Annotated in this window: 17 protein-coding genes and 2 pseudogenes; 14 read left to right on the top strand and 5 right to left on the bottom strand. The window is 71.4% G+C overall.

All coding sequences use genetic code 11. From position 1 onward, the window contains the following. The first annotated feature begins 221 nt into the window (after positions 1 to 221). Positions 222 to 851 (top strand): phosphatase PAP2 family protein, encoded by a 630-nt coding sequence (locus ACLQ3F_RS19265; protein ID WP_355004752.1) that lies wholly within the window; start codon positions 222 to 224, stop codon positions 849 to 851. A gap of 16 nt (positions 852 to 867) precedes the next feature. Here the strand turns inward: ACLQ3F_RS19265 and ACLQ3F_RS19260 are convergent, their stop codons facing one another. After that, complete coding sequence (locus tag ACLQ3F_RS19260) at positions 868 to 1,545, bottom strand: prepilin peptidase (RefSeq protein ID WP_425850738.1); 678 nt, start codon at positions 1,543 to 1,545, stop codon at positions 868 to 870. 796 nt (positions 1,546 to 2,341) lie between these two features. Here ACLQ3F_RS19260 and ACLQ3F_RS19255 point away from each other — a divergent pair. The 12 genes and pseudogenes from ACLQ3F_RS19255 to ACLQ3F_RS19200 all read left to right on the top strand — a co-directional run. Beyond that, a complete protein-coding gene (locus ACLQ3F_RS19255) occupies positions 2,342 to 2,908 on the top strand; it encodes a hypothetical protein (RefSeq protein WP_357203822.1) in 567 nt (188 codons plus the stop codon). Next, positions 2,902 to 3,837 (top strand): hypothetical protein, encoded by a 936-nt coding sequence (locus ACLQ3F_RS19250; RefSeq protein ID WP_425850526.1) that lies wholly within the window; start codon positions 2,902 to 2,904, stop codon positions 3,835 to 3,837. The genes ACLQ3F_RS19255 and ACLQ3F_RS19250 overlap by 7 nt, the downstream gene beginning before the upstream one ends. Next, positions 3,834 to 4,493, top strand: coding sequence for an SAF domain-containing protein (locus ACLQ3F_RS19245; RefSeq protein ID WP_357203826.1), 660 nt, complete (start codon positions 3,834 to 3,836; stop codon positions 4,491 to 4,493). The genes ACLQ3F_RS19250 and ACLQ3F_RS19245 overlap by 4 nt, the downstream gene beginning before the upstream one ends. Positions 4,494 to 4,495: 2 nt before the next feature. Next, positions 4,496 to 5,296, top strand: a complete 801-nt coding sequence (locus tag ACLQ3F_RS19240) for a ParA family protein (RefSeq protein WP_355004748.1) — start codon at positions 4,496 to 4,498, stop codon at positions 5,294 to 5,296. Beyond that, entirely contained in the window at positions 5,286 to 6,827 is a 1,542-nt protein-coding gene (locus ACLQ3F_RS19235) for a CpaF family protein (RefSeq protein WP_425850523.1), read from the top strand. The genes ACLQ3F_RS19240 and ACLQ3F_RS19235 overlap by 11 nt, the downstream gene beginning before the upstream one ends. Continuing rightward, positions 6,788 to 7,734: pseudogene (locus ACLQ3F_RS19230) on the top strand (type II secretion system F family protein). Before ACLQ3F_RS19235 ends, ACLQ3F_RS19230 begins: the two are co-directional and overlap by 40 nt. Positions 7,735 to 7,789: 55 nt before the next feature. Then, entirely contained in the window at positions 7,790 to 8,662 is an 873-nt protein-coding gene (locus ACLQ3F_RS19225; RefSeq protein ID WP_425850520.1) for a type II secretion system F family protein, read from the top strand. A 24-nt stretch (positions 8,663 to 8,686) separates the two neighbouring features. After that, positions 8,687 to 8,890 (top strand): hypothetical protein, encoded by a 204-nt coding sequence (locus tag ACLQ3F_RS19220; protein WP_124859831.1) that lies wholly within the window; start codon positions 8,687 to 8,689, stop codon positions 8,888 to 8,890. 5 nt (positions 8,891 to 8,895) lie between these two features. Then, on the top strand, positions 8,896 to 9,339 hold the full coding sequence (locus tag ACLQ3F_RS19215; protein WP_357203835.1) for a TadE family protein: 444 nt from the start codon (positions 8,896 to 8,898) through the stop codon (positions 9,337 to 9,339). Beyond that, positions 9,336 to 9,803 (top strand): TadE/TadG family type IV pilus assembly protein, encoded by a 468-nt coding sequence (locus tag ACLQ3F_RS19210; protein ID WP_357232987.1) that lies wholly within the window; start codon positions 9,336 to 9,338, stop codon positions 9,801 to 9,803. The genes ACLQ3F_RS19215 and ACLQ3F_RS19210 overlap by 4 nt, the downstream gene beginning before the upstream one ends. Beyond that, the gene (locus tag ACLQ3F_RS19205; protein WP_425850516.1) at positions 9,800 to 10,249 is read left to right on the top strand and encodes a pilus assembly protein TadG-related protein; all 450 of its coding nucleotides are present in this window, start codon (positions 9,800 to 9,802) and stop codon (positions 10,247 to 10,249) included. The genes ACLQ3F_RS19210 and ACLQ3F_RS19205 overlap by 4 nt, the downstream gene beginning before the upstream one ends. A gap of 14 nt (positions 10,250 to 10,263) precedes the next feature. After that, positions 10,264 to 11,310: pseudogene (locus ACLQ3F_RS19200) on the top strand (LysM peptidoglycan-binding domain-containing protein); the annotation flags it as partial. 1,131 nt (positions 11,311 to 12,441) lie between these two features. On the opposite strand, the gene ACLQ3F_RS19195 reads toward ACLQ3F_RS19200, so the two are convergent. Then, complete coding sequence (locus ACLQ3F_RS19195; protein ID WP_328651462.1) at positions 12,442 to 13,296, bottom strand: Rieske 2Fe-2S domain-containing protein; 855 nt, start codon at positions 13,294 to 13,296, stop codon at positions 12,442 to 12,444. 185 nt (positions 13,297 to 13,481) lie between these two features. On the opposite strand from ACLQ3F_RS19195, the gene ACLQ3F_RS19190 reads away from it, so the two are divergent. Beyond that, the gene (locus tag ACLQ3F_RS19190; protein ID WP_425850513.1) at positions 13,482 to 14,282 is read left to right on the top strand and encodes a crotonase/enoyl-CoA hydratase family protein; all 801 of its coding nucleotides are present in this window, start codon (positions 13,482 to 13,484) and stop codon (positions 14,280 to 14,282) included. A gap of 1 nt (position 14,283) precedes the next feature. Here the strand turns inward: ACLQ3F_RS19190 and ACLQ3F_RS19185 are convergent, their stop codons facing one another. The 3 genes from ACLQ3F_RS19185 to ACLQ3F_RS19175 form a co-directional block, all read right to left on the bottom strand. Further along, positions 14,284 to 17,970 (bottom strand): discoidin domain-containing protein, encoded by a 3,687-nt coding sequence (locus tag ACLQ3F_RS19185; protein ID WP_425850510.1) that lies wholly within the window; start codon positions 17,968 to 17,970, stop codon positions 14,284 to 14,286. Positions 17,971 to 18,153: 183 nt separating this feature from the next. Further along, positions 18,154 to 21,051 (bottom strand): discoidin domain-containing protein, encoded by a 2,898-nt coding sequence (locus ACLQ3F_RS19180; RefSeq protein WP_425850508.1) that lies wholly within the window; start codon positions 21,049 to 21,051, stop codon positions 18,154 to 18,156. 246 nt (positions 21,052 to 21,297) lie between these two features. Further along, entirely contained in the window at positions 21,298 to 22,917 is a 1,620-nt protein-coding gene (locus tag ACLQ3F_RS19175) for a glycoside hydrolase family 13 protein (protein ID WP_425850507.1), read from the bottom strand. Between the last annotated feature and the right edge of the window lie 17 nt (positions 22,918 to 22,934).

The raw sequence follows: 22,934 nt of genomic DNA, 5'->3' as shown, positions 1-22,934 counted from the left end.
GGTAGCGGCGGTGGACTGCGGTTGTTCGGTGGCCGAACCGGTCTGCACGAAGCCTCCTGTGAATGTCGACGTCCTCCTGTAACAGGCAACCAGAGCCGGCTGTGCGAATCCTGGACGAAGGTCGTGCAGCCCACCCGACCTTCGACAGGAGCAGTGCCCTCTGCCGCGTTCCTAGGGTGTTCCCAGGGTGAACGGGGTATGAACGTGAAGTGAGGTGATGCATGGTCGACAACGGCAGCATTGACGTTCCGGAGATCAGCGCCGAGTGGTACAGCGACGTCGTCGACGCCGCCGCCGGTAGCCCAGAGCCGGTGCAGTGGTTCGTCGGGCACGCCACCGAGGGGGTGATCCTGCTACTCGGCGCGCTGCTGGTGATGGCCGCGCTGAGCCGCCGTTCCGGCGGCCCGCACGACCGGGCACTCGCCCTGATCGCGCCCGTGCCGGCCGTCCTGGCGTACGTGGGCAGTGAGTTCCTCAAGACCGTGGTGGACGAGGATCGCCCCTGCCGGTCGATCGGTCGGGAGATCATCGCGGGCGTCTGCCCACCGCCGGGCGACTGGTCGTTTCCCAGCAACCACGCCACCATCGCCGGCGCGCTGGCGGTCACGACGTTGCTGCTCTCCCGCCGACTCGGCCTGATCGCGCTGCCCCTGGCCGCGCTCGGCGCCTTCTCACGGGTCTTCGTGGGCGTGCACTACCCGCACGACGTGATCGCGGGTGTGCTGCTCGGCGCCCTGGTCGCCGTGGTGCTCACCCCGTTGCTGGCCCGCCCGACCAGCGAGGTGCTCCGCCGCCGGGCCAACCGTTCCGGCAGCCCGGCCCCCAAGCTGGCCAGCCGATCCCGCCCCTGACCAGCGACGAGGCGGGTCAGGTCGCCAGCAGGAGTGCGGCAGTTGTGCCGAGCAGCAGGAACGGGCCGAACGGCAGGTGGGTGCTCCAGTTGGCGCGGCGGGTGGCCAGCAGGACCAGACTCACCACTGCGGAGAGCCCGAAGGTGAGCACCAGCCCGAACAGCAGCACCGGCCAGCCGTACCAGCCGAGCAGCGCACCGACGCTGAGCGCCAGCTTGGCGTCGCCCAGCCCGAAGCCGCGGCGGCCGAGCAGCACAGCGGTGCTGGCGAAGAAGAGCGCCAGCCCGGCGCCGCCGATGACGGCTCGCAGCCAGTGCCCCGGGTCGGCGTCGAGCGCGGCCACGCCGAGCAGCAGCCAGGTGCCGGCCGCCGCGGGCAGTGTGAGCCGGTCCGGCAACCGGTGCACGGCCAGATCGACGAGGATCGCCGGGATGGTCCAACCCAGCCACCAGATCAGCGCCGGCAGCGCCCCGCCCGGCGGACCGGCGATCGCCAGCAGCACCGCCACCGCGAGCAGTGCCAGCTCGACGGTGGCCGGCGGTGGGCCGACCCGGGCCCGGCACCGACCGCACCGGGCCGCCGGGCCCAGCGCCTGCCAAGGGTGGGTCAGGCCGACCGGCGCGCCGCAGGCGTCGCAGCCACTCCGGCTGGGCAGACCCGGGGGTACGGCGTAGCGCAGCGCCGCCAAGCGCATCAGCGGACTGATCGCGAGGATCGCGAACACTGTCGAGACCCGGGTGCGTGCCACCGCCGAGGCGGGGTCGACCGGTCGTTCGCGCGGCGGAGCGGGCGCCGCCTGGCCTGCGGGGGCCGTCGTGGCACCGGACGGCCGGGGTGCCGGACTCCGATCGGGTCGGTCTTCCCGACCGGGGGTGGCCGCCGAGGGGCCGGTCAGCGCCATGTCTCCTCCATTGCGGCTGACTGCTCCCCTGCGACGGCGAACACGGATCGTGATTGCACGCTCGCTGAGGTGTAGCGGATGGCGCAGAAAGCGACCTGCCGACCCGAGCCAGCGCGGGCGCTTTCGACCAGTTCCGAGTCAGGCGTGCCGTTGGACGAGGCAGCCCGCCGACGGGGTGCCAACGTCGGTCGAATGCCGGGATGAGACCGCGATGTCCCACTACCGCGACCGGTGACGCGACTGCGGTGAACCCGTCCGGCCCGGCGACGCCCCATCAATAACGACAGTTCGCTCGCCCATTGCCCGGGGAGCAGTGTGGACACCTGCCACCACCACCTGTCATCACGCTGAGTGTTCGCTTGAATTGCCTCTGTTGCATCGGCGAGCGTCAGCCTATGCTCGCCCCTTGGGTGTGACGCAAGCCTCACCTTCACCATCGGACGACACAGGACCCCCAATTTGTAGAAGATCCGTAACGGTGAATGCAGAAGCGCAATGAACGCTCCGGATGTGCTGATCCGGGCGCGCTTCCGTATGCCCGACGGCGGTGAACCCTCACCACTCCGGGCGACCACGAGGAGGCTCGACGGTGCGCGGAAGGCAGCTCAGAAGAGCGGCAATCTGCCTGCTGGTGGGCGTGGCGGCGATTCCGGTCACCGCCTGCGCCAGCGGACGGGAAGCGGTCGAACGGCCGACGGAAGTCCGCGACAACGGACCCCGGACCGATTCCGACGTCGAACGACGTACTGCCGAAAAGGCGGCACTTGACGCGTACTCCGGTTATCTCGCGGCCTCGCGCACGGCCGGCCTGCGCAGTGATCCGCGATCGCCGGAACTGTCCCGTTTTCTCGGTGATCCACTTTTGACTCGGGTCCGGGTGTCCATTCGCGAGGCCAAGGAGCACGGCGCTATGCGTACCGGGACGTTCAAGTCCGACCCGACCGTGACCGCCGTCAGCCTGGACGCGAAGCCGGCCACGGTGGAGATCCAGGACTGCCTGGACACGACCGGCTACCGGCTGGTCTACGCCAAGGACAAACGCGCTGTGCCGGGCAGCGGTGGCGGCAGACACCTCTCCACCGCCACCGCGACCCGATATCCGAACGGTCGCTGGCTGATCAACTACGGCGCGACGCACCGGGACCAGCCGTGCTGAGCCGGGCCGTGACAACCCGACGCGCGCTCGCCGGGATCGGCCTCACGCTCCTGCTGGTGGTGGGTGCAGCCCCGCCGGCCAGCGCCGCCCTACGGGCCGACCCGGGAGCCGGCTGCCCGCCCGACCAACCCGACTGCAGCGTCTGGGACGACGAGCCCGGCAACCCCGGTGACCCCGGCGGCGGCGGGGACAACGGTGGGGGCGGGGACGACGGGGGCGGCGGCGGGAGCGGCGTCTGCCAGTGGAACGGGCGGACCATCCCCTGCTACGACGAGGACCTGGGCTGGTTCAACAGCGGCGACGGGTGCTACTACAAGCTGACCGAGGGGCCGGTCGAACCCCCCGAGGGTGAGCAGTGGTACCTGCAAACCTGCAACGGCGGCGACCTGGGTGCCCAGGAGGTGGTGTCGCTGGCCGACCCGCCGGCCGGCTTCGGCGCACCGCCGGACCCGGAGGAGCTGGCCCGTCGCGCCCTGGCGTCGATCAGTCTGCTGCCGGCCCGGCTGAAGGTGGCACCCCGAAAGAGCATCGGCCCCGGCCTGGTCGGCCTGCCCGTCTGGATGTGGGCAACCCCGGGGAAGAACTACTTCGGTCCGCTCTACGCCGACGAGTCCGACCGGGGTCTGACCGTCTACATCGAAGCGAAGGTCGACCGGATCGACTGGGACATGGGCAACGGCGAGACGGTCCCCTGTTACAGCGCCGGCACCGAGTACAAGGCCACAGGCACCCGGGCGGGTTCCACCTCCCCGGACTGCGGCTATGACAAGGGCTACCCGAAGGCAGACACCTACGACGTCACCGCCACCACGCACTGGACGGTGAGCTGGTGGACCAACAGCGACGCCACAAGGCGGGTGATCCCGCAGACCCGGAGAAGCGGCATCGTGCAGATCCAGATCAACGAACTCCAGGTGGTCACCAGATGAGCCTCGCGACGCGCAACGGAACCCCGTCGGTGGACGCACCCGTCAACCCGCCCACAGTGGTCCGCCAGCGCCGGGTCCGTCCCGGGCTGCTCGGTCTCGCCGTCCTCCTGATCGCGCTGGGCGGGCTGGGCGCGGCCTTCGCGGTCACCTCCGTACGAGCCACCGGCAGCTATCTGGCGGTCGCGCGACCGGTCGAGGTCGGCCGGGAGATCAGCGCGGCCGACCTGGTCACCGTGCAGGTCGCCGGCGGCCAGGGGTTGCGCCCGGTGCCCGCCGCACGGCTCGACGAGGTGGTCGGCAAACGGGCCGCTGTCGCGCTGCTTCCGGGCACGCTGCTCACCCTGGGACAGGTCACCGACGACCCGCTGCTCGGCCCCGGCCAGCAGCAGATCGCGCTCGGCCTGAAGACCGCCCAGGTGCCGGCCCGCGAACTGCACCCCGGCGACAAGGTCCTGCTGGTCAGCACCCCGGACAACGATGCCGACGAAGACACGGCCGCCACCGGCACCCGGTTCGCGGCCACCGTCATCGACATGGTCAGCCCGGCCAACGACGACAGGGTCCTGTACCTGGCGCTACTGACCCGTGATGTGCCAGCGGTGGTGGCGCTCGCCGCACAGGAACGGCTCGCCGTCGTACTGACCGAGGCGGCCTGAGCATGGCGATCATCGCGCTGGTGTCCGCGAAGGGTTCGCCCGGCGTCACCACCTCGGCGCTGGCCTGCGCGCTGGCCTGGCACCGGCGGCTGGTGGTAGCCGAATGCGACCCGGCCGGCGGCTCGATCCTCGCCGGATACCTCGGCGGCCAGCTGGACGGCCCACGCGGCATCGGAGAGCTGGCCGTCGGCGAGTTGCGCGACGGCAACCTGGAGACCGCGTTCTGGTCCCAGTTGGTCGACCTGGACGCCCCCCGCCGGGAACGACTGCTACTGCCCGGCCTCGTCGACCCGGCCCAGAGCGGCAGCGTCACCCCGCTCTGGCAGCGCTTCGCCGACTACTTCGACGCCCTCGACCGTGGCACCCCCGGCTATGACGTCCTTGTCGACTGCGGTCGGCTGCACGTGACCGGGCCTCCCTGGCCGGTGCTGCGGGCCGCCTCGGTGGTGCTGTTGGTGACCCGGGCGAACCTGCCGGACCTCTCCGGCACCCGCGCGGTGGTCACCGCGATCGAACGGGACTTCGCCGAGCACCGGGTGCCCCCGGGCACCCTGCGGCTGCTGCTGGTCGGCGACGGGCACGGGCGGGCCGAGATCAGCCGCGCCCTGAAACTGCCCGTCATCGCACGGCTGCCGCACGATGCGCGTACCGCCGGGGTGCTCGCCCTGGGCGGGACCGTGCGGGCCGGCCGGCCGCTGATGCGCGCGGCGGCGGCGCTGGAAGTCCCGATCGGGTCGCTTCTGGAGCGGCGACGGGCCCGGTTGGCGTGGCCCGTGCAGCAGGGGGTGCCGGATGCGGTTTGAGCCGGTCTCCACCGATCCGCGCCAGCAGCCACCGGCAGTGACCTCCACCGCGCCGCCCCTGGCCCTGCCGAACGGCCGGCACCACCAGTCCGGGCCGCAGCCGCCGTCGCCGCCCGCGACCAACCCGCCGCCCGAGTCGCCACCTCGGGCCCGGATGGACTTCCAGGTGGTCCGGGAGCTGCGCCGCGAACTCACCGAACGGCTCACCGTATGGCAGCGCGGCCGGGAGTTCACTGTCGACGAGGAGGACACCGAGCGGGCCCGGCTCGCCGTCACGGTGGTCGCCGCGTACGCGGACTCGGTGCGCCGGTCCGGCACGCCGATGGCCGCCGGCGACGAACGCATGCTGCTCGACCAGGTGACCGCCGAGCTGGTCGGGCTCGGCCGGCTACAGACGCTGCTCGTCGACGACACCATCGAAGAGGTGCACATCCTCGGCTGCGACCAGGTACGCATCACCCGGCACGGCGGTGGGGTGGACTGGGCCGAGCCGATCGCCGACAGCGACGCCGAGCTGGTGGAGATCCTCCAGGCGGCGGCCCGTCGGGCGGGCGCGACCGAGCGGTCCCTCTCCACAGTGAAACCCACCCTCGACCTGCAACTGCCCGACGGCAGCCGGCTGGCCGCGGTGTTCCTGGTCAGCCACCGCCCGTACGCGGTGATCCGCAAGCACAACACCCTGGACGTGAGCCTCGACGACCTCGCGGGCGCCCGAGCTGACCTGGACGAGATGATCGACCCGCTGCTGCGCGACTTCCTCCGCGCCGCGATGCGCGCCGGCCTGAACATCATGGTCGCCGGGTTGGCCGGTGCCGGGAAGACCACTGTCATCCGCGCGCTGATGAACGAGATCCCGCAGGATGAGCCGTACGTGCTGCTGGAGGAGAGTCGGGAGCTGCTCCCGGCCCGCCGCCGGGAGCGGCACCGGGCGGTGATGAGCTTCGAGGCCCGGGAGGGGCACGGCGAGCGCGGCTTCGACGGCCGGCCGGCCGGTGAGGTGACCATCGCCGACCTGATCCCGTTGTCCCTGCGGATGGGCGTCCTACGGATCATCGTGGGTGAGGTGCGATCCCGGGAGATCGTCCCGATGCTCCAGGCGATGACCACCAGCCGGGGGTCGATGTGCACCATCCACGCCCGTACCGCCGCCGGTGTGGGTGAACGGATCGTCGAGCTGGCCCTGGCGCACGGCCGCGAGATGACAGTCGACCAGGCCCGGCGGATGGCCGGCAACGCGCTTGACCTGATCGTCTACGTCACCGTCGAGGACGAGACCGCGATCGGCGGGCGGAAGCACCGGTTCGTCTCGCATGTGGAGGAGGTGATCGGGGCCGGCGAAGCCGGTCGGATCACCACCACCACCGTCTTCGGGCCCGGCCCGGACGGTCGCGCGGTCCCCCGGCACCTGCCGGAGCGGGTCCGCGACCAGTTGCTGCGGGTGGGTTACGACGCGCGGCTGCTGACCCGGTGGGTCGAGGCCGGTGCTGGTGCCTGGCGGCGGCCTCGGCAGACCCGACTGGCCCGGCGGTGACCTGATGTTCGACAGCCTTGAGTTGATCGCGGTGGTCTCCGGCGCCGCCTGTGTGGCCGGGCTACTGCTGGCCGTGGTCGCCCTGGTCGGCACCCGTCGACCCCCCGGGCGACGGCCGGGCAGCGGGCCAGGGCTGAGCCGACTGTGGCGCGGGCCGGGCAGCACGCCGGCCGAGCAGCGGGCCTATCAGGCGCTGCTGGTCGCCGCGCTGGTCGCCGGCGCGTTGGCGTTCCTGCTGACCGGGTTGCCGGTGGTGGGCCTGCTGGTGGCGGTGGCGGTGCCCGGCACTCCGTGGCTGTTCGGGGTCGGCAAGGCCGAACAGCGGGCCATCGCCCGGATCGAGGCGGTCGGCGAGTGGACCCGCCGGCTCAAGGACGTCTCCGGCACCGGGCAGGGCCTCCAGCAGGCGATCATCGGCACGATCGGCAGCGTCCCACCCGGCGTCGAGGACGAGGTACGGCTGCTCGCGGCCCGCCTCCAGGCCGGCTGGATGGCCCGCTCCGCCCTGCTGGCGTTCGCCGACGAGATCGCCGACCCGGTCTGCGACCAGGTGGTCGCGGCGTTGATCCTGCACCTGTCGGACCGGGGTGAGCGGCTGGGTGACGTGCTCGGCTCGATCGCCGGCGCGGCGTCCGCGGAGGTGGCCACCCGGCGGGAGATCGAGGCCAAGCGCACCCAGCCCCGGTTCGCGGTCCGCTTCCTCACCGGGATGACGCTGGCGACCCTGGCGTACGGGCTGATCAACACCGAGTACATCAGGCCGTACGGCACCCCGGTGGGTCAGCTGGTGATGGCCGCCCTCGGCGCCGCCTTCATCGGCCTGCTGGCCTGGGTGCGATCGATGAGCCAGCCGCAACGGCCGGCCCGGTTCCTGCCGGCGCCCAACCCGAGCGAGGTGATCGCGTGAGCGCGAGGAGTGCAGCGCAGCGGAGCCCCGCAGTCGCGAGCGAGAGGCGGCTCGCGTGATCGTGAACTGGCAGTTCGCCCTCGCGGTCTGCGGTGGCGCCGGGATCGGCCTGGGTGTGTTCCTGGTGATCCGGGAGCTGGTGCCGGCGACACCGGCGCTCGGGCCTGCGCTGCGCCGGCTGCATCAGCCGCCGGGCACCGGCCGGGTGTCCACGCCCGCGTCCCGGCGACTCGACTGGCTGAGCGGGATGTCCCGCTGGATGCGGCCGCCGCAGATGCAGCTCGCCCTGATCGGTCAGACGCCCGAGCAGTACGCGTTGTCGGTGCTGCTCTCCGCGCTGATCGGGTTGGCCACACCGACAGTGCTCGGGGTGGTGCTGTGGTCGCTCGGCATTCCGTTCCCGCTGGTGGTGCCGGTGTTGGGCAGCCTCGGCCTGGCGTTGCTGGCCGCCCTGCTGGCGCACCGCGCCGTACTGACCAAGGCTGCCGCCGCCCGCGACGAGTTCCGCCAGGCGGTCTGTACCTACCTCGACCTGGTGGCGTTGCAGCTCTCCGCGGCGCACGGGCCGGTGCAGTCGCTGGAGCGAGCGGCTGCGGTCTGCGACGGCTGGGTGTTCGACCGGCTCCAGGAGTCGCTGCGGATCGCCCAGATGCAGATGCACGCGCCCTGGGACGAACTGCGCGACCTCGCCGACAAGATCGGCATTCCCGAGTTGGGCGACGTCGGCGCGATCATGCGTTCCTCCGGCAGTGAGGGCGCGCAGGTGCACGAGACGCTGCGCAGCCGGGCCGACTCGCTCCGCGACCAGATCCGCACCGACAACCTCGCCCGCGCCGAGGGGATCACCAGCAAGCTCGACATCCCGGGCGCGCTGCTCGTCTTCGTGCTGCTCGGGTTCGTCCTCTATCCGTTCATCGCCCGTGTCTGACCCCGCCCCCTGAAGGAGAACGCCATGTCCATCCTCAGCTACCTGCACGTCGTGGTGACGACGCGCCTGGCCGAACTGCGCCGCGATGGTGAGCGCGGCGACAGCCCGGTGCCCACCGCGGTGATCATCGCCGGTCTGGTCGGGGTCGCCATCGCCGTCACCGCCCTGGCGCTGACCAAGGCCAACAACTGGATGACCAACATCCCGAACTACACCGAAACGAAGTAGCTGGCGTGCGTCGAGCCGCGTACCCGAGGTGGAGCCGGGCGGTCACCGCCGCCCGGCGCCGCCTCGCGGCCGGCGACCGCGAGCGGGGCGCCAACCCGGTGGAACTCGCCGTGATGATGCCGCTGATCCTGGTGCTGCTCTTCGCCTCGATCCAGGTCGCGGCCGTCTTCCTCGCCCGCTCCACCGCGTTGAACGCCGCGCAGAGTGGCGTCAACGCGCAGCGGACGTACCAGGCGGGCAACGGTGCCGGGGTGGAAAGCGCCTCCCGCTTCCTGAAGGGCGCCGGCGGCTGGCTGGTGGGCTGGGAGAAGGCCGGGCCGACCTGCGAGACCACCACGACCGACGTGACCTGCACGGTCAGCGGCAGGTCCCTGTCCGTGGTGCCGGGCGTGGACTTCGCAATTCAGCAGACCGCCCATGGAACGGTGGAGAGGGTGACACCGCCATGACCCGTACCGCCGAGCGGGGCTCGGTCTCCATCGAGGTGGCGGTCCTCGCGCCCGCGTTCATCGCGCTGATGGTGCTGGCCGGCGTGGTCGGGCGCAGCGCCGTGGCAGCGGAGACGCTCCAGACCGCAGCGCACGACGCCGCCCGGGCCGCCTCGATCTCCCGGGACTCCGACACCGCCCGGAAGAATGCGCTGGAAGCCGCCCAGGACCAGCTGGACTGGCATGGCCTGGCCTGCGCCAACGACCTGGACCCGACGTTCACCGGCAAGTCGCCCGGCAATGCCTCCAGCTTCGACGATGCCTTCAGCAGCTCGGTCGGGTCGAACGCCACCGTAACGGTGAAGATCAGCTGCCTGGTGTCCTTCAAGGACATCACCCTCGGCATCCTGCCCGGGATGAAGAGTGATCGGCTGATCACCGCGGAGTTCACCTCCCCACTTGACCGTTACCGGAGTCGGCAATGACGGCGACCACGTCGACTGCCCGGCCCTCGCGAGCAGGTGAGCACGGCCGGGTGAGCATCTTCCTCGCCGTGACGATGATCGGCGTACTGGCCATCATCGGCCTCTCCTTCGACGCCGCCGGGCAGCTCCGCACCCTGCAACACGCCCAGAACCTGGCCGCCGAGGCGGCCCGGGCCGGCGGTCAGGCCATCGACCGGGCCACCGCCATCGAGGGCGGGCCGAAGCGGATCGACGAGCCGGAGGCGCGCAAGGCGGTGGCCAACTACCTGAACGCCGTGAAGACCGCAGGCCACACCGTGAACTTCCCCGATGTCGACGGGGAGACCCTGATCCGGGTGACCGTCTCCATCACCTACCAGCGCGCCATGATCGGGCCGTTCACCCAGAAGAAGACGGTCACCGTCACCGGCGAGGCGACCGCGCGTGCCATCACCGCAACACCGTAGGAAGGAAGGCAGCCATGCCCGTATCGGGTGGGTCCGTCGTACGGCGGACCGGACGGATCCTCACCGGCATCGGCGCGCTGGCCGTGCTCCTGGTGCTGCTGGTCGGCGCGCCGATCGCGCTGCTTGCCTTCGCCGGTAACCCGCTGCCCGATCACCTCCCCACGATCAGCGAGGTGGGCACCGCGCTGACCAGTCGGGACGACGGTCAGCTCTTCCTGCGGGCGTTGGCCCTGGCCGGGTGGTTCGGCTGGGCCACGTTCGCCTTCTCCGTCCTCGTCGAACTGGGCGCACAGACCCTGCGCCGGCCGGCGCCGAAACTGCCCGGGATGGGCCGCCAGCAGAAGGCCGCCGCCGCGCTGGTCGGCTCGGTCGCGCTGATCCTGATCGCCAGCCCGGCCGCCGCCAGCGCCGCAGCGGTCTACAACACTCCGGTGTACGCGAGTCCGAGCGCAACGTCCGTCGTCACCACCCTGGCCGCGCCGAGCCGAGCCGCGACGACACCAGACACGGCAGCGCCGGTAGCCCGGGGTGGCCTGCTCGGCCTGGCCGGGACGGGGCTGGCCGCACCAGGCACCTCGGCGGCGAACGACGAGCCCGCGCCGGTGTACCGGGTGGCCCGGGGCGACTACCTCGGGGAGGTGGCCGAACGGTACCTGGACGAGTTCGACGACTACCGACAGCTCGCCAAGCTGAACAAGCTCGACGACCCGGATCGGATCCGCCCCGGCCAACTGCTCCGACTGCCCACGGAGGCCACCGACCAGGGGTCCCGGCAGCACGCCACCGGTCGGCTCGTCGACAGGCCCGCGGCACCGAAGCCGCCCGCGCCCCGGCCGGCGCCCGAGCGGGCCGCACCGCCGCGGGTGGCCCCGGCACCACCCAGCGGTACGGAGTCAGCGGGCCAACCACCAGCGATGACGGTCGGTGCAGCCCGGGTCGGTCCCGCCGATCGGGTGAACCGCCCGCTGGCGGTCTCTGCCGTGCTGGCCGTGGCGAGCATCGTCGGCGCTCAGATCGGCGCAGTCCTGGGGCTGCGCCGCCGTCCAGCCACCGCAGGGGCGGCTCCCCGACTGGCCGCGTCCTCCCGCACGTCACGCCGCGGTGCGGGCCGAAGCGGTGCAGGCACGGGCCGAAGCAGTGGCTCGGGCCAGGGCGGCAGTGGCTCGGGTCGAAACGGTGGCTCGGGCCAGGGTGGCAGTGGCGCGGGCCGGCGTGGCGGTGGTGGGGCGGCCGGGAGCGGTGCCGCCTGGGCTGCCAGCCGGGCGGCCGCGGCCATCGAAGGCCCGGCGACACCACACGGCGGCGTGGCACCGAGCGGGAGCGACTTCGCACCTCGCGGCGGCGGGACGACGCCTGTCGGCAGTGGGGTCGCACCTCTGGGCAGTCGGGTGACGCCCGCCAATGGGATGACGCCCGGCAGTGGGATGACACCCGCCAGTAGCGGGGTCGCACCTACTGGCAGTGGGGCGATGCCCGCCGGCAGCGAGGTGGCACCCGCCGGCAGCGGAATGGCTTGGCCCGGCAGCACGGCGTTCCCGGGCAGCGGGATGGCACTCTCCGGCGGCACGGCACCCCACGGCGGCGGAATGACGGCCGCCGGCTCGGAGGGCTGGGGTGGAGACGAGGGCTGGGCCGGTGCTGGCGGCGAGGGCGGGCTGTTCGACGGCGGGCACGGCCTGGACTCGGTACCGGACGGTCCGCCGGTCGGCCGACACCGACGCACCTGAGCGGCCGGCACGCCACGCCTGCGACGCGGCCCGCACGCCACGCCACGCCTGCGACGCGGCTGGCCACCCCGGTCGGCGGCGTCCGCCGGACCCCACGCCGCGCCTGCGACGGCTTGCCACCCCCGGTCGTGGGGTCCGCCGGACCCCACGCCGCGCCTGCCACGCGGCTGGCCACCCCACGCTGGACCTGGTTCCTTCACGTCGCGCCGATCGCGCCGAGGCGGTCTGGTCACGCCGCCTGGCGGGGCGGCCGGGGCGACGTCCCGGAGAGCGTGATGTCTGTGAGTCATCATGATGACCCACAGACATCAGCATCAAAGGAGTTACTGCATTGGGGTGCGGAGCATCTGCGTGAGGTGAGGCATCCCGACGCCGGAGGCGCCCGGACCAGGCCACAGCGCGATCGGGCCAGCGCGGGCGGGCCAGCGCGAACGGGCCAGGGCAGGCGGGCCAGCGCGGATCGGGTCAGGGCAGGCGGGTCTGGAGCACGCCGTTCTGGATTCGGGTGGGCAGGATCTGCTGGTCGTTGCCGGAGGGCCCCTGTACGACCTCGCCGCCGTTGAGCCGGAAGGCGCTGCCGTGCCACGGGCAGACCACGCAGGCGTGGCCGTCGATTTCCTGCACTTCACCCTCGCCGAGCGGCCCGCTCTGGTGCGGGCAGCGCTCCAACATCACTGTCACCTCGTCACCGTGCCGGTAGAGGATCACTGAGATGTCGTCGTCCACCTCCCGGGTGATCAGGGTGCGTTGCGGCAGCGTCGCCATGTCGGCCAGCGAGTGCCAGCCATCGGTCATCCGGTGCAGCTCGGAGACGCTCTGGTTGACCTGCGCCCCCTGCTTGTACGCCAGGTGACCCCCGATGTACGCGCCGAGGCTCACCGTGGAGAGCCCAAGGAAGCCGAGGGCGCGACCCATTCCGTGGCGGCCGGACAGCCGGGCGGCCAGCGAGCCGGCGTAGAGCGTCATGCCGACGGTGTTGGCGGCGGCGTGCACCAGGCCGACCCGGCGCTGGTCCCGGGCGAGTGCCGCCCAGTCGTTCAGACCGGCGACGGCCGCCGGCAGCGCGCTGACGGTGCCCAGACCGACCAGCACCGTGGCGGGCCGGCGCTGCCCGGGCATGAGGTCCAGCACCGCGGCGCTGATCCACGCGCCGACCGGCACCTGCACCATCGCCGGGTGCAGCGGATGCCCGAGGGTCACCCCGTGCAGCAGGTCGCGCAGCCGACGTGGACGTAGCGTCCCCAGGACGACCTTCTGCAACCGGTCACCCGCGCGGTCCAGCCGGGAATCCTGCTCAACTTTCGTCAAAAGTGCTCGCACGAGTACCGACTTCCCGGCGTTCGCCGTCGCAAACCGGCCAGCGGCGACAAACCTGCCGCATCACCCAGGCCGCCGATCTTGCAGTTTGTGCTCACATAATCCTGGTCCCAAGGGGCGAATCGGCAACCCAAAGTGCAAGATCGACGGGGATTGTGGGGGTGGGGCCGGGCCGGCATGCTGGCGGGATGGGTGTACGGGTGGAGCGGGTCGGGGCGGTCGCCACTGTGGTGCTGGACCGGGCGGACGCGCGGAACGCCGTGGACGGTCCTACGGCTCGGGCGCTGGCGGACGCGTTTCGGGCCTTCGAGGCTGATCCGGACGCGTTGGTGGCAGTGCTCTGGGGCGCCGGTGGGACGTTCTGCGCCGGCGCCGACCTCAAGGCGATCGGCACACCGAGCGGCAACCGGGTCGAGCCCGAGGGGGACGGCCCGATGGGTCCGACCCGGATGACGCTCAGCAAACCGGTGATCGCGGCGATCTCCGGGTATGCGGTGGCGGGCGGGCTCGAACTGGCGCTCTGGTGTGACCTGCGGGTCGCCGAGTCCGACGCGACGCTCGGGGTCTTCTGCCGCCGCTGGGGAGTGCCGCTGATCGACGGTGGCACCGTCCGGCTGCCCCGGTTGATCGGCGAGAGTCGGGCCATGGACCTGATCCTCACCGGCCGGCCGGTGCCGGCCGACGAGGCGTACTCGATGGGGTTGGTCAATCGGTTGGTGCCACCCGGCCAGGCGCGGGCCGCGGCCGAGGAGTTGGCGGCGGCGATCGCCCGGCATCCGCAGACCTGCCTGCGCAACGACCGCGCGGCGCTGCTGGCCGGTACGGGACGACCCGAGCCGGAGGCGCTGGCGACCGAGTTGGCGTACGGGATGGATTCGCTGGCCACTGACGCGGCGGCCGGCGCGGCCCGGTTCGCCGCGGGCGAGGGCCGACACGGCGCGACGCCGCCGGGAGGGTGGGTCCCCCCGACGGCGTCGGCTACCGGGTGAATCAGTTGCGGTTGATGGTGAACGTCGAGGTGGGGTTCTGGATGTCCACAGCGTTGTTGCTCAGCCGCAGGTTGTTGAAGGTGACCGAGCCGACGGCCGGCCCCTGCCCCGCCTCCGGCATGGGGTTCGCCCAGATGGCGAAGCCGGACTTCGCGTCGTAGGCGTCCCCGCTCTTCCGGGCACCGCTGATCGAGACGTTCGTGAAGACCGTGTCGGTGATCGGGTTCTGCGGCTGCCCACCGACGTAGTTGGTCTGGAACATGATGCCGCTGTAGGTCGGATCGATGATGTCGACGTCGCTGACCCGGATGCCCTGGAACACCTTCGAGGCGGAGAAGACCCAGATCGCCGGGAAGGTCTGCCCACCCCAGAAGTGCCCACCGGCCCGCACGATCGAGATGTTCTCGAACCGGGTCGGCGGGTTGGCACCGAAGCCGTTCATCGGGTAGCCGAAGTCGAGCGAGCTGATGGTGATGCCCGAGTAGACCAGGGTGTCCGCGATGTAGATGTTGCGGAACGTGTTGCCGTAACCGCCGTACACGGCGACACCGGCGGCCCGCCAGGTCAGGGTCGAGGTCAGGTTCTCGTAGATGTTGTCCTTCATGTCGGCGCCGCCCGCGTCGATGGCCGAGAACAGCGCGAAGCTGTCGTCGCCGGTGGCCCGGGCGTCGTTGTTGCTGACCAGGTTGTTGGTGCTCCCGTTGGTCATGTTGATGCCGTCGGCGAACATGTTCCGGATCCGGGAGTTCTTGATCGTCATGTAGTCGGTGTTCGCGCCCCAGTAGAGGCACACCATGTGCTCGTTCCAAATGTTGTCGATCACGATGTTCGACACGTTGGCGAAGTCGAACACCTTGCCAGGACCGTCGATCCGGGAGGTGTAGTTGCCGAAGTAGGCGAAGTTCTTGAAGGAAGAGTTCGCCGCCGAGTTCTCGGCCCGGAAGCCGATGTCGGTGTTGTCCTGGCCCGACGGAGCGTTGAATCGGGTGTACCAGGGGCCGGCACCGGTCACCTGGACGGCCTTGCCGTACACCTGGAACTTGGACGAGGTGGAGTAGTTACCAGCCGGCAGGTACACCCCGACCAGGTTGCCGGTGGTGTCCATCCGCACCCGGTCCAGGGCGTTCTGCACGTCCTGGTGGGTGAAGCCGGTCGGCGTGGTGTAGCGCGCCGGGTCCGGGTTGGCGATCGGCGCCACCTGCTCCGTGTTGATGAAGTCGATGGCGTACGTGGTGGTGTTGGCCGGGTCCTTCTGAAGACGGATCTTGCTGCCGGCCGGGACGGTGGAGTTGAGCATGACGTTGGCTTCGTCGTAGATGTGCCGCGGTCCGCCCGCGCTCGGCGAGTTGCCGGGGCTGGCCTCGCTGCCGTAGAGCCAGGCGTACCGGGACGTCAGGTCGATGGCCTTGTGGAAGGTGCCGTTGACGTAGACGTTCAGGGTCGAGTTGATTCCACCGCCGCCCGGCGCATCCGGGATGGAGAAGCGGGTGACCAGCGTGTTGGTGCTGGCCCGGGTGGTGAACTCGACGTAGCTGCCGGTCGAGTTGAGGGTCACCGCCCGCCGGCCGGACGCCTCGCCGGCCAGGTCGCCGATCTCCCGGTTCGGCCCGACGACCGCCGCGCCGCCGCCGACGACGCCGTCCTCGGCCTCGTACATGTCGTACGGCATGTTGGCACCGCGACCGACGAAGAGCGGCCGGTCACTCGTGTTGTTGACCTGCTTCACCGGCAGCTCGTTGCCGTCCACGGCGAGCACCACCCGGACGGTGTACTTGCCGTTCGCGGCGGTCCAGGTGCCCAGGCTGATCGGGCCGACCGTGGCACCGGCGTTGATCACGCCGGAGTAGGAGCCGGTCAGGGTACGGACCACGGTGCCGGACTCGTTGAGCACGGTCAGGGTGATGCCGTGCGCACCGGAGGCGGAAGCCTGGTTGCCGGCGTTGCGGACGGACACGGAGAAGGTCACCGTGTTGCCCGCCGACGGGTTGCCGGGCGACCAGGCGACCGCCGCGGCGACGAGGTCGGAGCTGGCGACCGCGGCGACGACCAGCGGGCTGGGGTTGGTGTAGCTGTTGTTGGTGTCGTCCTGCTCGACGACGGTGTTCGACTCGTCGACCTTGGCGCTGAGCGGGTAGCTGCCCGAGTCCCGGGTGCCGATGCTGGCGCTGACAGTGGTCGAGGCACCGGCAGCGAGACCGCCGACCGAGGCCGTGCCCACCCGGGTGGAGCCCAGGTAGAAGTTGACGTTGGTCGCGCCGGAGGCCGCCGAGCCCGCGTTACGTACCGTCGCGGAGAGCGTGATGGTGCTGGTCTCCACTGGTGCGGACGGGCTGAACGACATGCCGGTCACGGTCAGGTCCGGGTTCGGGGCCGGGGTGCCGAAGACCTGGAACTCGGCCACCTGACCGGCCGGGGCACCGGTGTTCGAGGCGATCGAGAGCCGTACGTCGGCCGCCGCGCCGGAGACCGGGATGGTCACCGTGTTGCCGCTGCCCGGGTTGAAGCTGTAGTTCGCCGCGCCGACCAGGGTGGTGAAGCTCGACGAGCCCTGGTCCCGGCCGAGCACAGTGATGTTCTGGGTACGCGCGCCCCACGCCGAGTCCGGGTTGAGCTTCACGACGACCTGGCTGAGGGTGGCGTTCGCGCCGAGCTGCACGGTCAGCGTGCTCGGGTTGCCGTTGCCCTCCCAGTAGGTGGCCACGTTGTTGTCGTTGGCGTTGGTGGCCACGAACGTGTGCACGAACCCGGAGGCGCTGATCGGCTTGCCGATCGCCAGGTTGGAGCCGGTCGGCGGGTTGCCGGTGCCGGTCCGGGTCACGGTGTTGCTGTTCGCTGACTGGTTGCCGGCGGCGTCCTTGGCCCGCACGTAGTACGACACCGTGGCGCTGTCCGCCTGGCTGTCGGTGTACGTGAGCGTCGAACCGCTGACGCTGCCGCGCAGCGCACCGTTGGCGTAGACGTCGTAGCCGGTCACCCCGACGTTGTCGGTCGACGCCGACCAGGCGAGCCGGATCTGCCCGCTGGCCGGCTGGGTGTAGGCCAGGTTGCCCGGCACGCTGGGTGCCTGGGTGTCGGTGCTGCCGGTCGCGCCGTACACCTCGACCTCGGACAGCTGGGCGGCCGGCCAACCGGTGTTGCCGGTGACCTCCACGCGTACGTAGCGGGTGCTGGCGGCGGTGAAGCTGACGGTCGCGGTGTTGCCGCTGCTCGGGTTGAAGGTGTAGCCGGCGGACGCCTTCAGGGTGGTGAAGGACGAACCGTTCGTCGAGCCCAGGATCGACAGCGTCTGCGTACGGGTCTGCCAGTCCGACGCGGGTGGCAGCTTGAGCACCACCCGGTCCACGCTGACAGTGGCGCCCAGGTCAGCCTGGATCCACTGCGGGAACGCGTTGTTCGCGCTCTCCCAGTAGGTCGACGCGTTGCCGTCGTTGGCGTTGCCCGCCACGTAGTTCTGGTTGTAGCTGCTGGCGGTCATGGTTGCGGAGAGCCCGGCGAGCATGGCCACGCGGGCGGCGGCTGCGGACGGGTCGGCCGCCGGTGCCGCGCTCGCCATGGGGGTGACGACCGGGGCGGTGGCGAGGAGCACGCCGGCGAGTACGCCGGCGAGCAGCCGTCGGTGGCCCGTGCGGGAGACGGGATTGTGCGCGCCGGTTGGCGGCGTGCCTCGTCTGGTGCCGTTACTGGACATGGGGTCGCTACACCTCTTTCGGGGGTGGGTGTGGGTGCGTTGCCCGGCGACGGGTGCAGGGGTACGCCCGTCGTTCGGCGACAGGTGGGGGACGGTGCTGGGTGGGACGGGTTGGACGGCCGGCGCGGCGTTGCGCCGGGACGCCCGGTGTGCCCCCGCCCGGTCCGGGCGGGGGCACCGGACCTAGCTGGAGTAGATCTCGAACTCGCTGAGCTGGCCGGCTGGCCAGCCGCTGTTGCCGGTGACGGTCAGCCGCAGGTACCGCTGGGTGGTCGCCGTGAAGGTCACGGTGACCGTGTTGCCGCTGGCCGGGTTGAAGCTGTAGCCGGCGGACGCCTTCAGCGTGCTGAACGTCGACCCGTTCGTGGAGCCGAGCACCGCCAGCGTCTGCGTACGCGTCTGCCAGGCCGATGAGGGTGGGAGCTTGAGCACGACCCGGGACACCGACCGGTCGGCGCCCAGGTCCACCGTCAGCGACTGCGGGAACGCGTTGTTGGCGCTCTCCCAGTAGGTGTTCGCGTTGCCGTCCACCGCGTTGGGTGCGGCGTACACGTCGGAGTGGCTGGTCTCGGTGATCGACCGTCCGGCCGCGAGGTTGCCGCTGGGCGGCGGCGTGGTCGGCGGCGGCGTGGTCGGGGGCGGTGTCGTCGGCGGCGGGGTGGTCGGCGGCGGGGTGGTCTGGGTGCCGCCGTACACCTCGACCTCGGAAAGTTGCGCGGCCGGCCAGCCGCTGTTGCCGGTGACGGTGACCCGGATGTAGCGGCGGTCACCGGAGGGCAGCCCGATCGACACTGTGTTGCCCGAGCCGGGGGCGAAGACCCGACCGGCGGACGACGCCAGGGTGCTGTAGGACGAACCGTCGGTGGAGCCGAGCACCGACAGGGTCTGGGTGCGTTGCTCCCAACCGCTAGGCAGCTTGAGAGCCACCCGGTCGACCGACCGGGACGCACCCAGGTCGATGGTCACCGACTGGGGGAAGGCGTTGTTGGCGCTCTCCCAGTACGTCGACGCGTTGCCGTCCACCACGTTGGCGGCCGTGTAGCTCTGGTTGGTGCTGGTGGCTGTCGTCGACCGGCCCAGCGCCAGGTTCCCGCTGGTCGGGGGCGGCGTGGTGGGCGGTGGGGTGGTCGGCGGCGTCGTGGTCGGGGGCGGGGTCGTGGTGGGCGGCGGCGAGGTGGGTCCGCCACCCCACTGGGGGTCCGGCCACGGGCCGCAGTACGGGGTCGGGGTGTACCAGCCGGAGTTGCCGGAGCCCTGGGTGATCTGGAAGCCACCGCCCACGCAGTTGTGCATCGGGTTGCTCTGCGCGATGTTGGTGGCCCGCACGTTGGTGAAGGACACCTGGCTGGGTGCCTGCACCTGGAGCGCGTACGTGCCGGCGCCGTCGATCCGTACGTTGGAGAGGTTGATGCCGCTGGTCTGACCCTCGATCCAGTGCAGCGCCGCGTACGAGCTGTCCAGGATGTCGGTGTCGGTGATGTTGATGGTGGCCTGCTGGAACGACTCGTTGAGGGCGGAGAACCAGATCGCCCCGACGCCGAAGTTCCAGTTGTAGTCCGAGTTGCCGTTGCGGATCAACGTGTTCCGGGCGATCGTCCAGGTGCCTCGGACCGCTGTGTCGCCCTGCACACCCGGATAGCGGTTCGCGACGTGGATGCCACCGCCGTTGGTCAGCGAGTCGGCGGTCACGTTGTCGGTGATCTTGATGTCGCGACCGCCGTAGCTGACCAGGTGGTTCGCCAGCAGGGTCACACCGATGGTGTTGTGGGTGAACGAGTTGTTGACGTTCGGGACGCTCTGCGCCCACATCGCCAACGCGTCGTCGCCGGTGTTGCGGACGAACGTGTTCGTCACCGTCGAGTTCGTCACCCCGGTGTGGAAGTTCACCCCGTCCGCGGTCTGGTCCAGGATCCGGCTGTTGCGGATGGTGAAGTTGTCCATCGGGCCGTCCATCCACGCCCCGACCTTCGTGTTCTCCAGCCAGAGGTTGTCCACCACCGAGTTGGTCATCGCCCCGCCCAGGGCGTTGACCTGGTCGTCGTCGACCCGTTCCCGGATGTCGCCGATGATGGCGAAGTCCCGCAGCGTGACGTTGCGGCTGGGCCCGTTCGCCTCGTGCGAGCGGACCGGGCCGGTGTAGCCGCCACCGGGAACGTACTTGCCGTAGATGCCGACGGACCTGTTCCGCTCGGTGGGGTGCCGGCCGCCGAGCACCGAATACCAGGGGCCCGCGCCGCGCAGAGTCACCCCGTCGACCACCACGTGATCCCAGAGGGTGAAGGTGCCGGTCGGGATCCAGACCGCCCGGCCCTGCGCCTTGCCGGCGTCGACAGCCGCCTGGAACTTCGCCGTCGAGTCGGTCGCGCCGCTCGGATCGGCCCCGAAGTCGGTGACCACGTCGATGACACCGGAGGGCTTGGCGATCGGCGCGACAAGCTCGAAGTCGGCCAGGTCGATGGTGAACGTGGGCGACTGCGCCGTCGAGGAGACCTGGAGCCGGATCTTCGTGCCGGCCGGCTGGGTGCTGCCGAACAGCGCCCGGGTCTCGTCGTAGAAGTGGTGCGGGTTGGTGTCACCCGGGTTGTTGTTGAACGGGTATCCGCCGTAGTACCAGCCGTACTTCGACGTCACCGGGACCGACTTCAGCAGGTTGCCGTTGGCCCGCAGGTCGATGGCGGCATCCCGGCCGGTGCCGGCCGAGTTGTCCGGCAGGCTGTAGCGGAAGGTGACAGCGTTGGCCGGGGCGGTGAGGGTGAACTCGACGTACTCACCGACGGCGTCCAGGGTGACCGCCTCCCGGCCGGACGCCTCGGACGGCAGCGTGCCGTAGCGCCGGTCCGGGCCGATCTTCGTGCCGTTGTGGGCGACCTTCTCCGCCTCGTGCTCGATGAACGGCACAGTGGCGCCCCGGTTGGGGATGTCGAAGGGGGACAACCCCGCCGCCGAGGCCGGGGTCGCGGTGCCGGTGACCGCGAGGATGGTCACCGAGGTGGCGGCGAGCACTGTGGCGGAGATGGCGGCCAACAGTGCCCTGGTCGGGTGTCGAAGGTGGTGCGGGGTGCCGGTGGTGTGGTTGGCCATGAGCTGCGCTCTCCCTTTCGTCAGGCAGGCCAGATCCCCCCGTGTCGGTGCGGTGTCGCGCGTCCCCCCTCGGTTCTCCCTTCCTGGGTGGCGTGGGGGGGGGGGGGGGGGGGGGGCGCGCCCGCCCCCGCCGGCGCGGGGAGGTGGGGGCGGGGGGGCGCCCCCCCCCCGGCGTCTCGCCCCGGGGGGGGGGGGGGGGGGGGGGGGGGGGGGGGGCCCCCCCCCCCCACGGCGAGCAGAGTCAGGTCAGGCCGGGCCGTCCGCCCCGCGCGGCCCGTCGGTGGATTCGGCGGTACGCAGCCAGACCGCTGTGTCGGACGGCAGCAACCCGTCGTCGAGCGGCCCGCTGGCCAGCAGCAACTCCCCCTGAGCTGGCATCGGCACCGGCGCGGCGGACAGGTTGACCAGGCAGGTGAAGCCCCCGCCACGGCTGAACGCCAACATCCCGTCCGGGGCGGGCAGCCAGGTCAGCTCGCCGTCACCGAGTGCCGGGTCGGCCTTGCGGGCCTGGATCGCCGCCCGGTACAGCTCCAGCATCGAGGCCGAGTCGCCGGTCTGCGCGCTGGCCGTCCGCTCCTTCCAGTCGGCCGGCTGCGGCAGCCAGGGCGCCGCGGCACCCTCGGGGCTGAACTCGAACGGCGGCTCGTCCCCGGCCCACGGCAGCGGTACGCGGCAGCCGTCCCGACCGGGGTCGATCCGGCCGGACCGCTCCCACATGGGGTCCTGCCGCATCGCGTACGGGATGTCCTCGACCTCGTAGAGGCCCAGTTCCTCGCCCTGGTAGACGTAGGCGGCGCCGGGCAGCGACAGCGAGAGCAGCGCGGCGGCGCGGGCCCGGCGGGTGCCCAGCTCCAGGTCGGTGGGGGTGCCCTCGCGCTTGGCGGCGAAGCTGAACCGCGTGTCCGCGCGACCGTAGCGGGTGACGTGCCGGGTGACGTCGTGGTTCGAGAGCACCCAGGTGGCCGGCGCGTTGACGGGCGCGTGCGCGCTCAACGTCCCGTCGATGCTCTCCCGCAGCGCTGCCGCATCCCAGGCGCAGCCGAGAAAGTCGAAGTTGAACGCGGCGTGCAGCTCGTCCGGGCGCAGGTAGTTGGCGAACCGCTGCCGGTCCGGCAGCCACACCTCACCGATCAGCGCCCGGTCGGCGTACTCGTCGGCGACCCGACGCCAGCCCCGGTAGATGTCGTGCACGCCGTCGAGGTCGTGGAACGGGTGCGGCTCGTCCTCGCGGACCTCGGGCAGCGTCCCGTCCTTGACCAGGAGCCCGGCCGAGTCGATCCGGATGCCGTCCACGCCCCGGTCGAACCAGAACCGCAGGATGTCCTCGAACTCCTCCCGCACCCGGGGGTGGTCCCAGTTGAAGTCCGGCTGCTGGGGGGCGAACAGGTGCAGGTACCAGTCGCCGGGGGTGCCGTCCGGGTTGGTGGTGCGGGTCCAGGTCTCGCCGCCGAACTCGCCGATCCAGTCGGTGGGTCGCTCGTCGCCGTTGGGACCCCGGCCGGGCCGGAACCAGAACAGGTCCCGTTCGGGCGCGCCGGGTCCGCCGGCGAGCGCGGCCTGGAACCAGGGGTGCGCGTCGGAGCAGTGGTTGGGCACCACGTCGACGATGGTCCGGATGCCCAGCGCGTGCGCCTCCGCGATCAGCGCCTCCACCTCGGCCAGGGTGCCGAAGACCGGGTCGATGTCGCGGTAGTCGGAGACGTCGTAGCCGGCGTCCGCCATCGGCGACGGGTACCAGGGGCTGAACCAGATCGCGTCGACGCCGAGCGCGGACAGGTGGTTCAGCCGGGACCGGATGCCGGCGATGTCTCCGATGCCGTCGCCGTTACCGTCGGCGAAGCTCCGGGGATACACCTGGTAGATCACGGCTCCACGCCACCACG

Origin of the sequence: Micromonospora sp. DT15 (assembly GCF_049841475.1) — a bacterium.
In the GTDB taxonomy this organism is placed as follows: Bacteria; Actinomycetota; Actinomycetes; order Mycobacteriales; family Micromonosporaceae; genus Micromonospora.
The sequence above is the reverse complement of the archived record's forward strand: the minus strand, read 5'-3'. Positions and strand labels throughout refer to the sequence as shown.

Coding starts and splice junctions, on each gene's coding strand:
- ACLQ3F_RS19265 (WP_355004752.1), top strand. CDS start 222: ATGGTCGACAACGGCAGCATTGACGTTCCGGAGATCAGCGCCGAGTGG.
- ACLQ3F_RS19260 (WP_425850738.1), bottom strand. CDS start 1,545: ATGCGCTTGGCGGCGCTGCGCTACGCCGTACCCCCGGGTCTGCCCAGC.
- ACLQ3F_RS19245 (WP_357203826.1), top strand. CDS start 3,834: ATGAGCCTCGCGACGCGCAACGGAACCCCGTCGGTGGACGCACCCGTC.
- ACLQ3F_RS19240 (WP_355004748.1), top strand. CDS start 4,496: ATGGCGATCATCGCGCTGGTGTCCGCGAAGGGTTCGCCCGGCGTCACC.
- ACLQ3F_RS19235 (WP_425850523.1), top strand. CDS start 5,286: ATGCGGTTTGAGCCGGTCTCCACCGATCCGCGCCAGCAGCCACCGGCA.
- ACLQ3F_RS19220 (WP_124859831.1), top strand. CDS start 8,687: ATGTCCATCCTCAGCTACCTGCACGTCGTGGTGACGACGCGCCTGGCC.
- ACLQ3F_RS19210 (WP_357232987.1), top strand. CDS start 9,336: ATGACCCGTACCGCCGAGCGGGGCTCGGTCTCCATCGAGGTGGCGGTC.
- ACLQ3F_RS19205 (WP_425850516.1), top strand. CDS start 9,800: ATGACGGCGACCACGTCGACTGCCCGGCCCTCGCGAGCAGGTGAGCAC.
- ACLQ3F_RS19190 (WP_425850513.1), top strand. CDS start 13,482: ATGGGTGTACGGGTGGAGCGGGTCGGGGCGGTCGCCACTGTGGTGCTG.
- ACLQ3F_RS19185 (WP_425850510.1), bottom strand. CDS start 17,970: ATGTCCAGTAACGGCACCAGACGAGGCACGCCGCCAACCGGCGCGCAC.
- ACLQ3F_RS19180 (WP_425850508.1), bottom strand. CDS start 21,051: ATGGCCAACCACACCACCGGCACCCCGCACCACCTTCGACACCCGACC.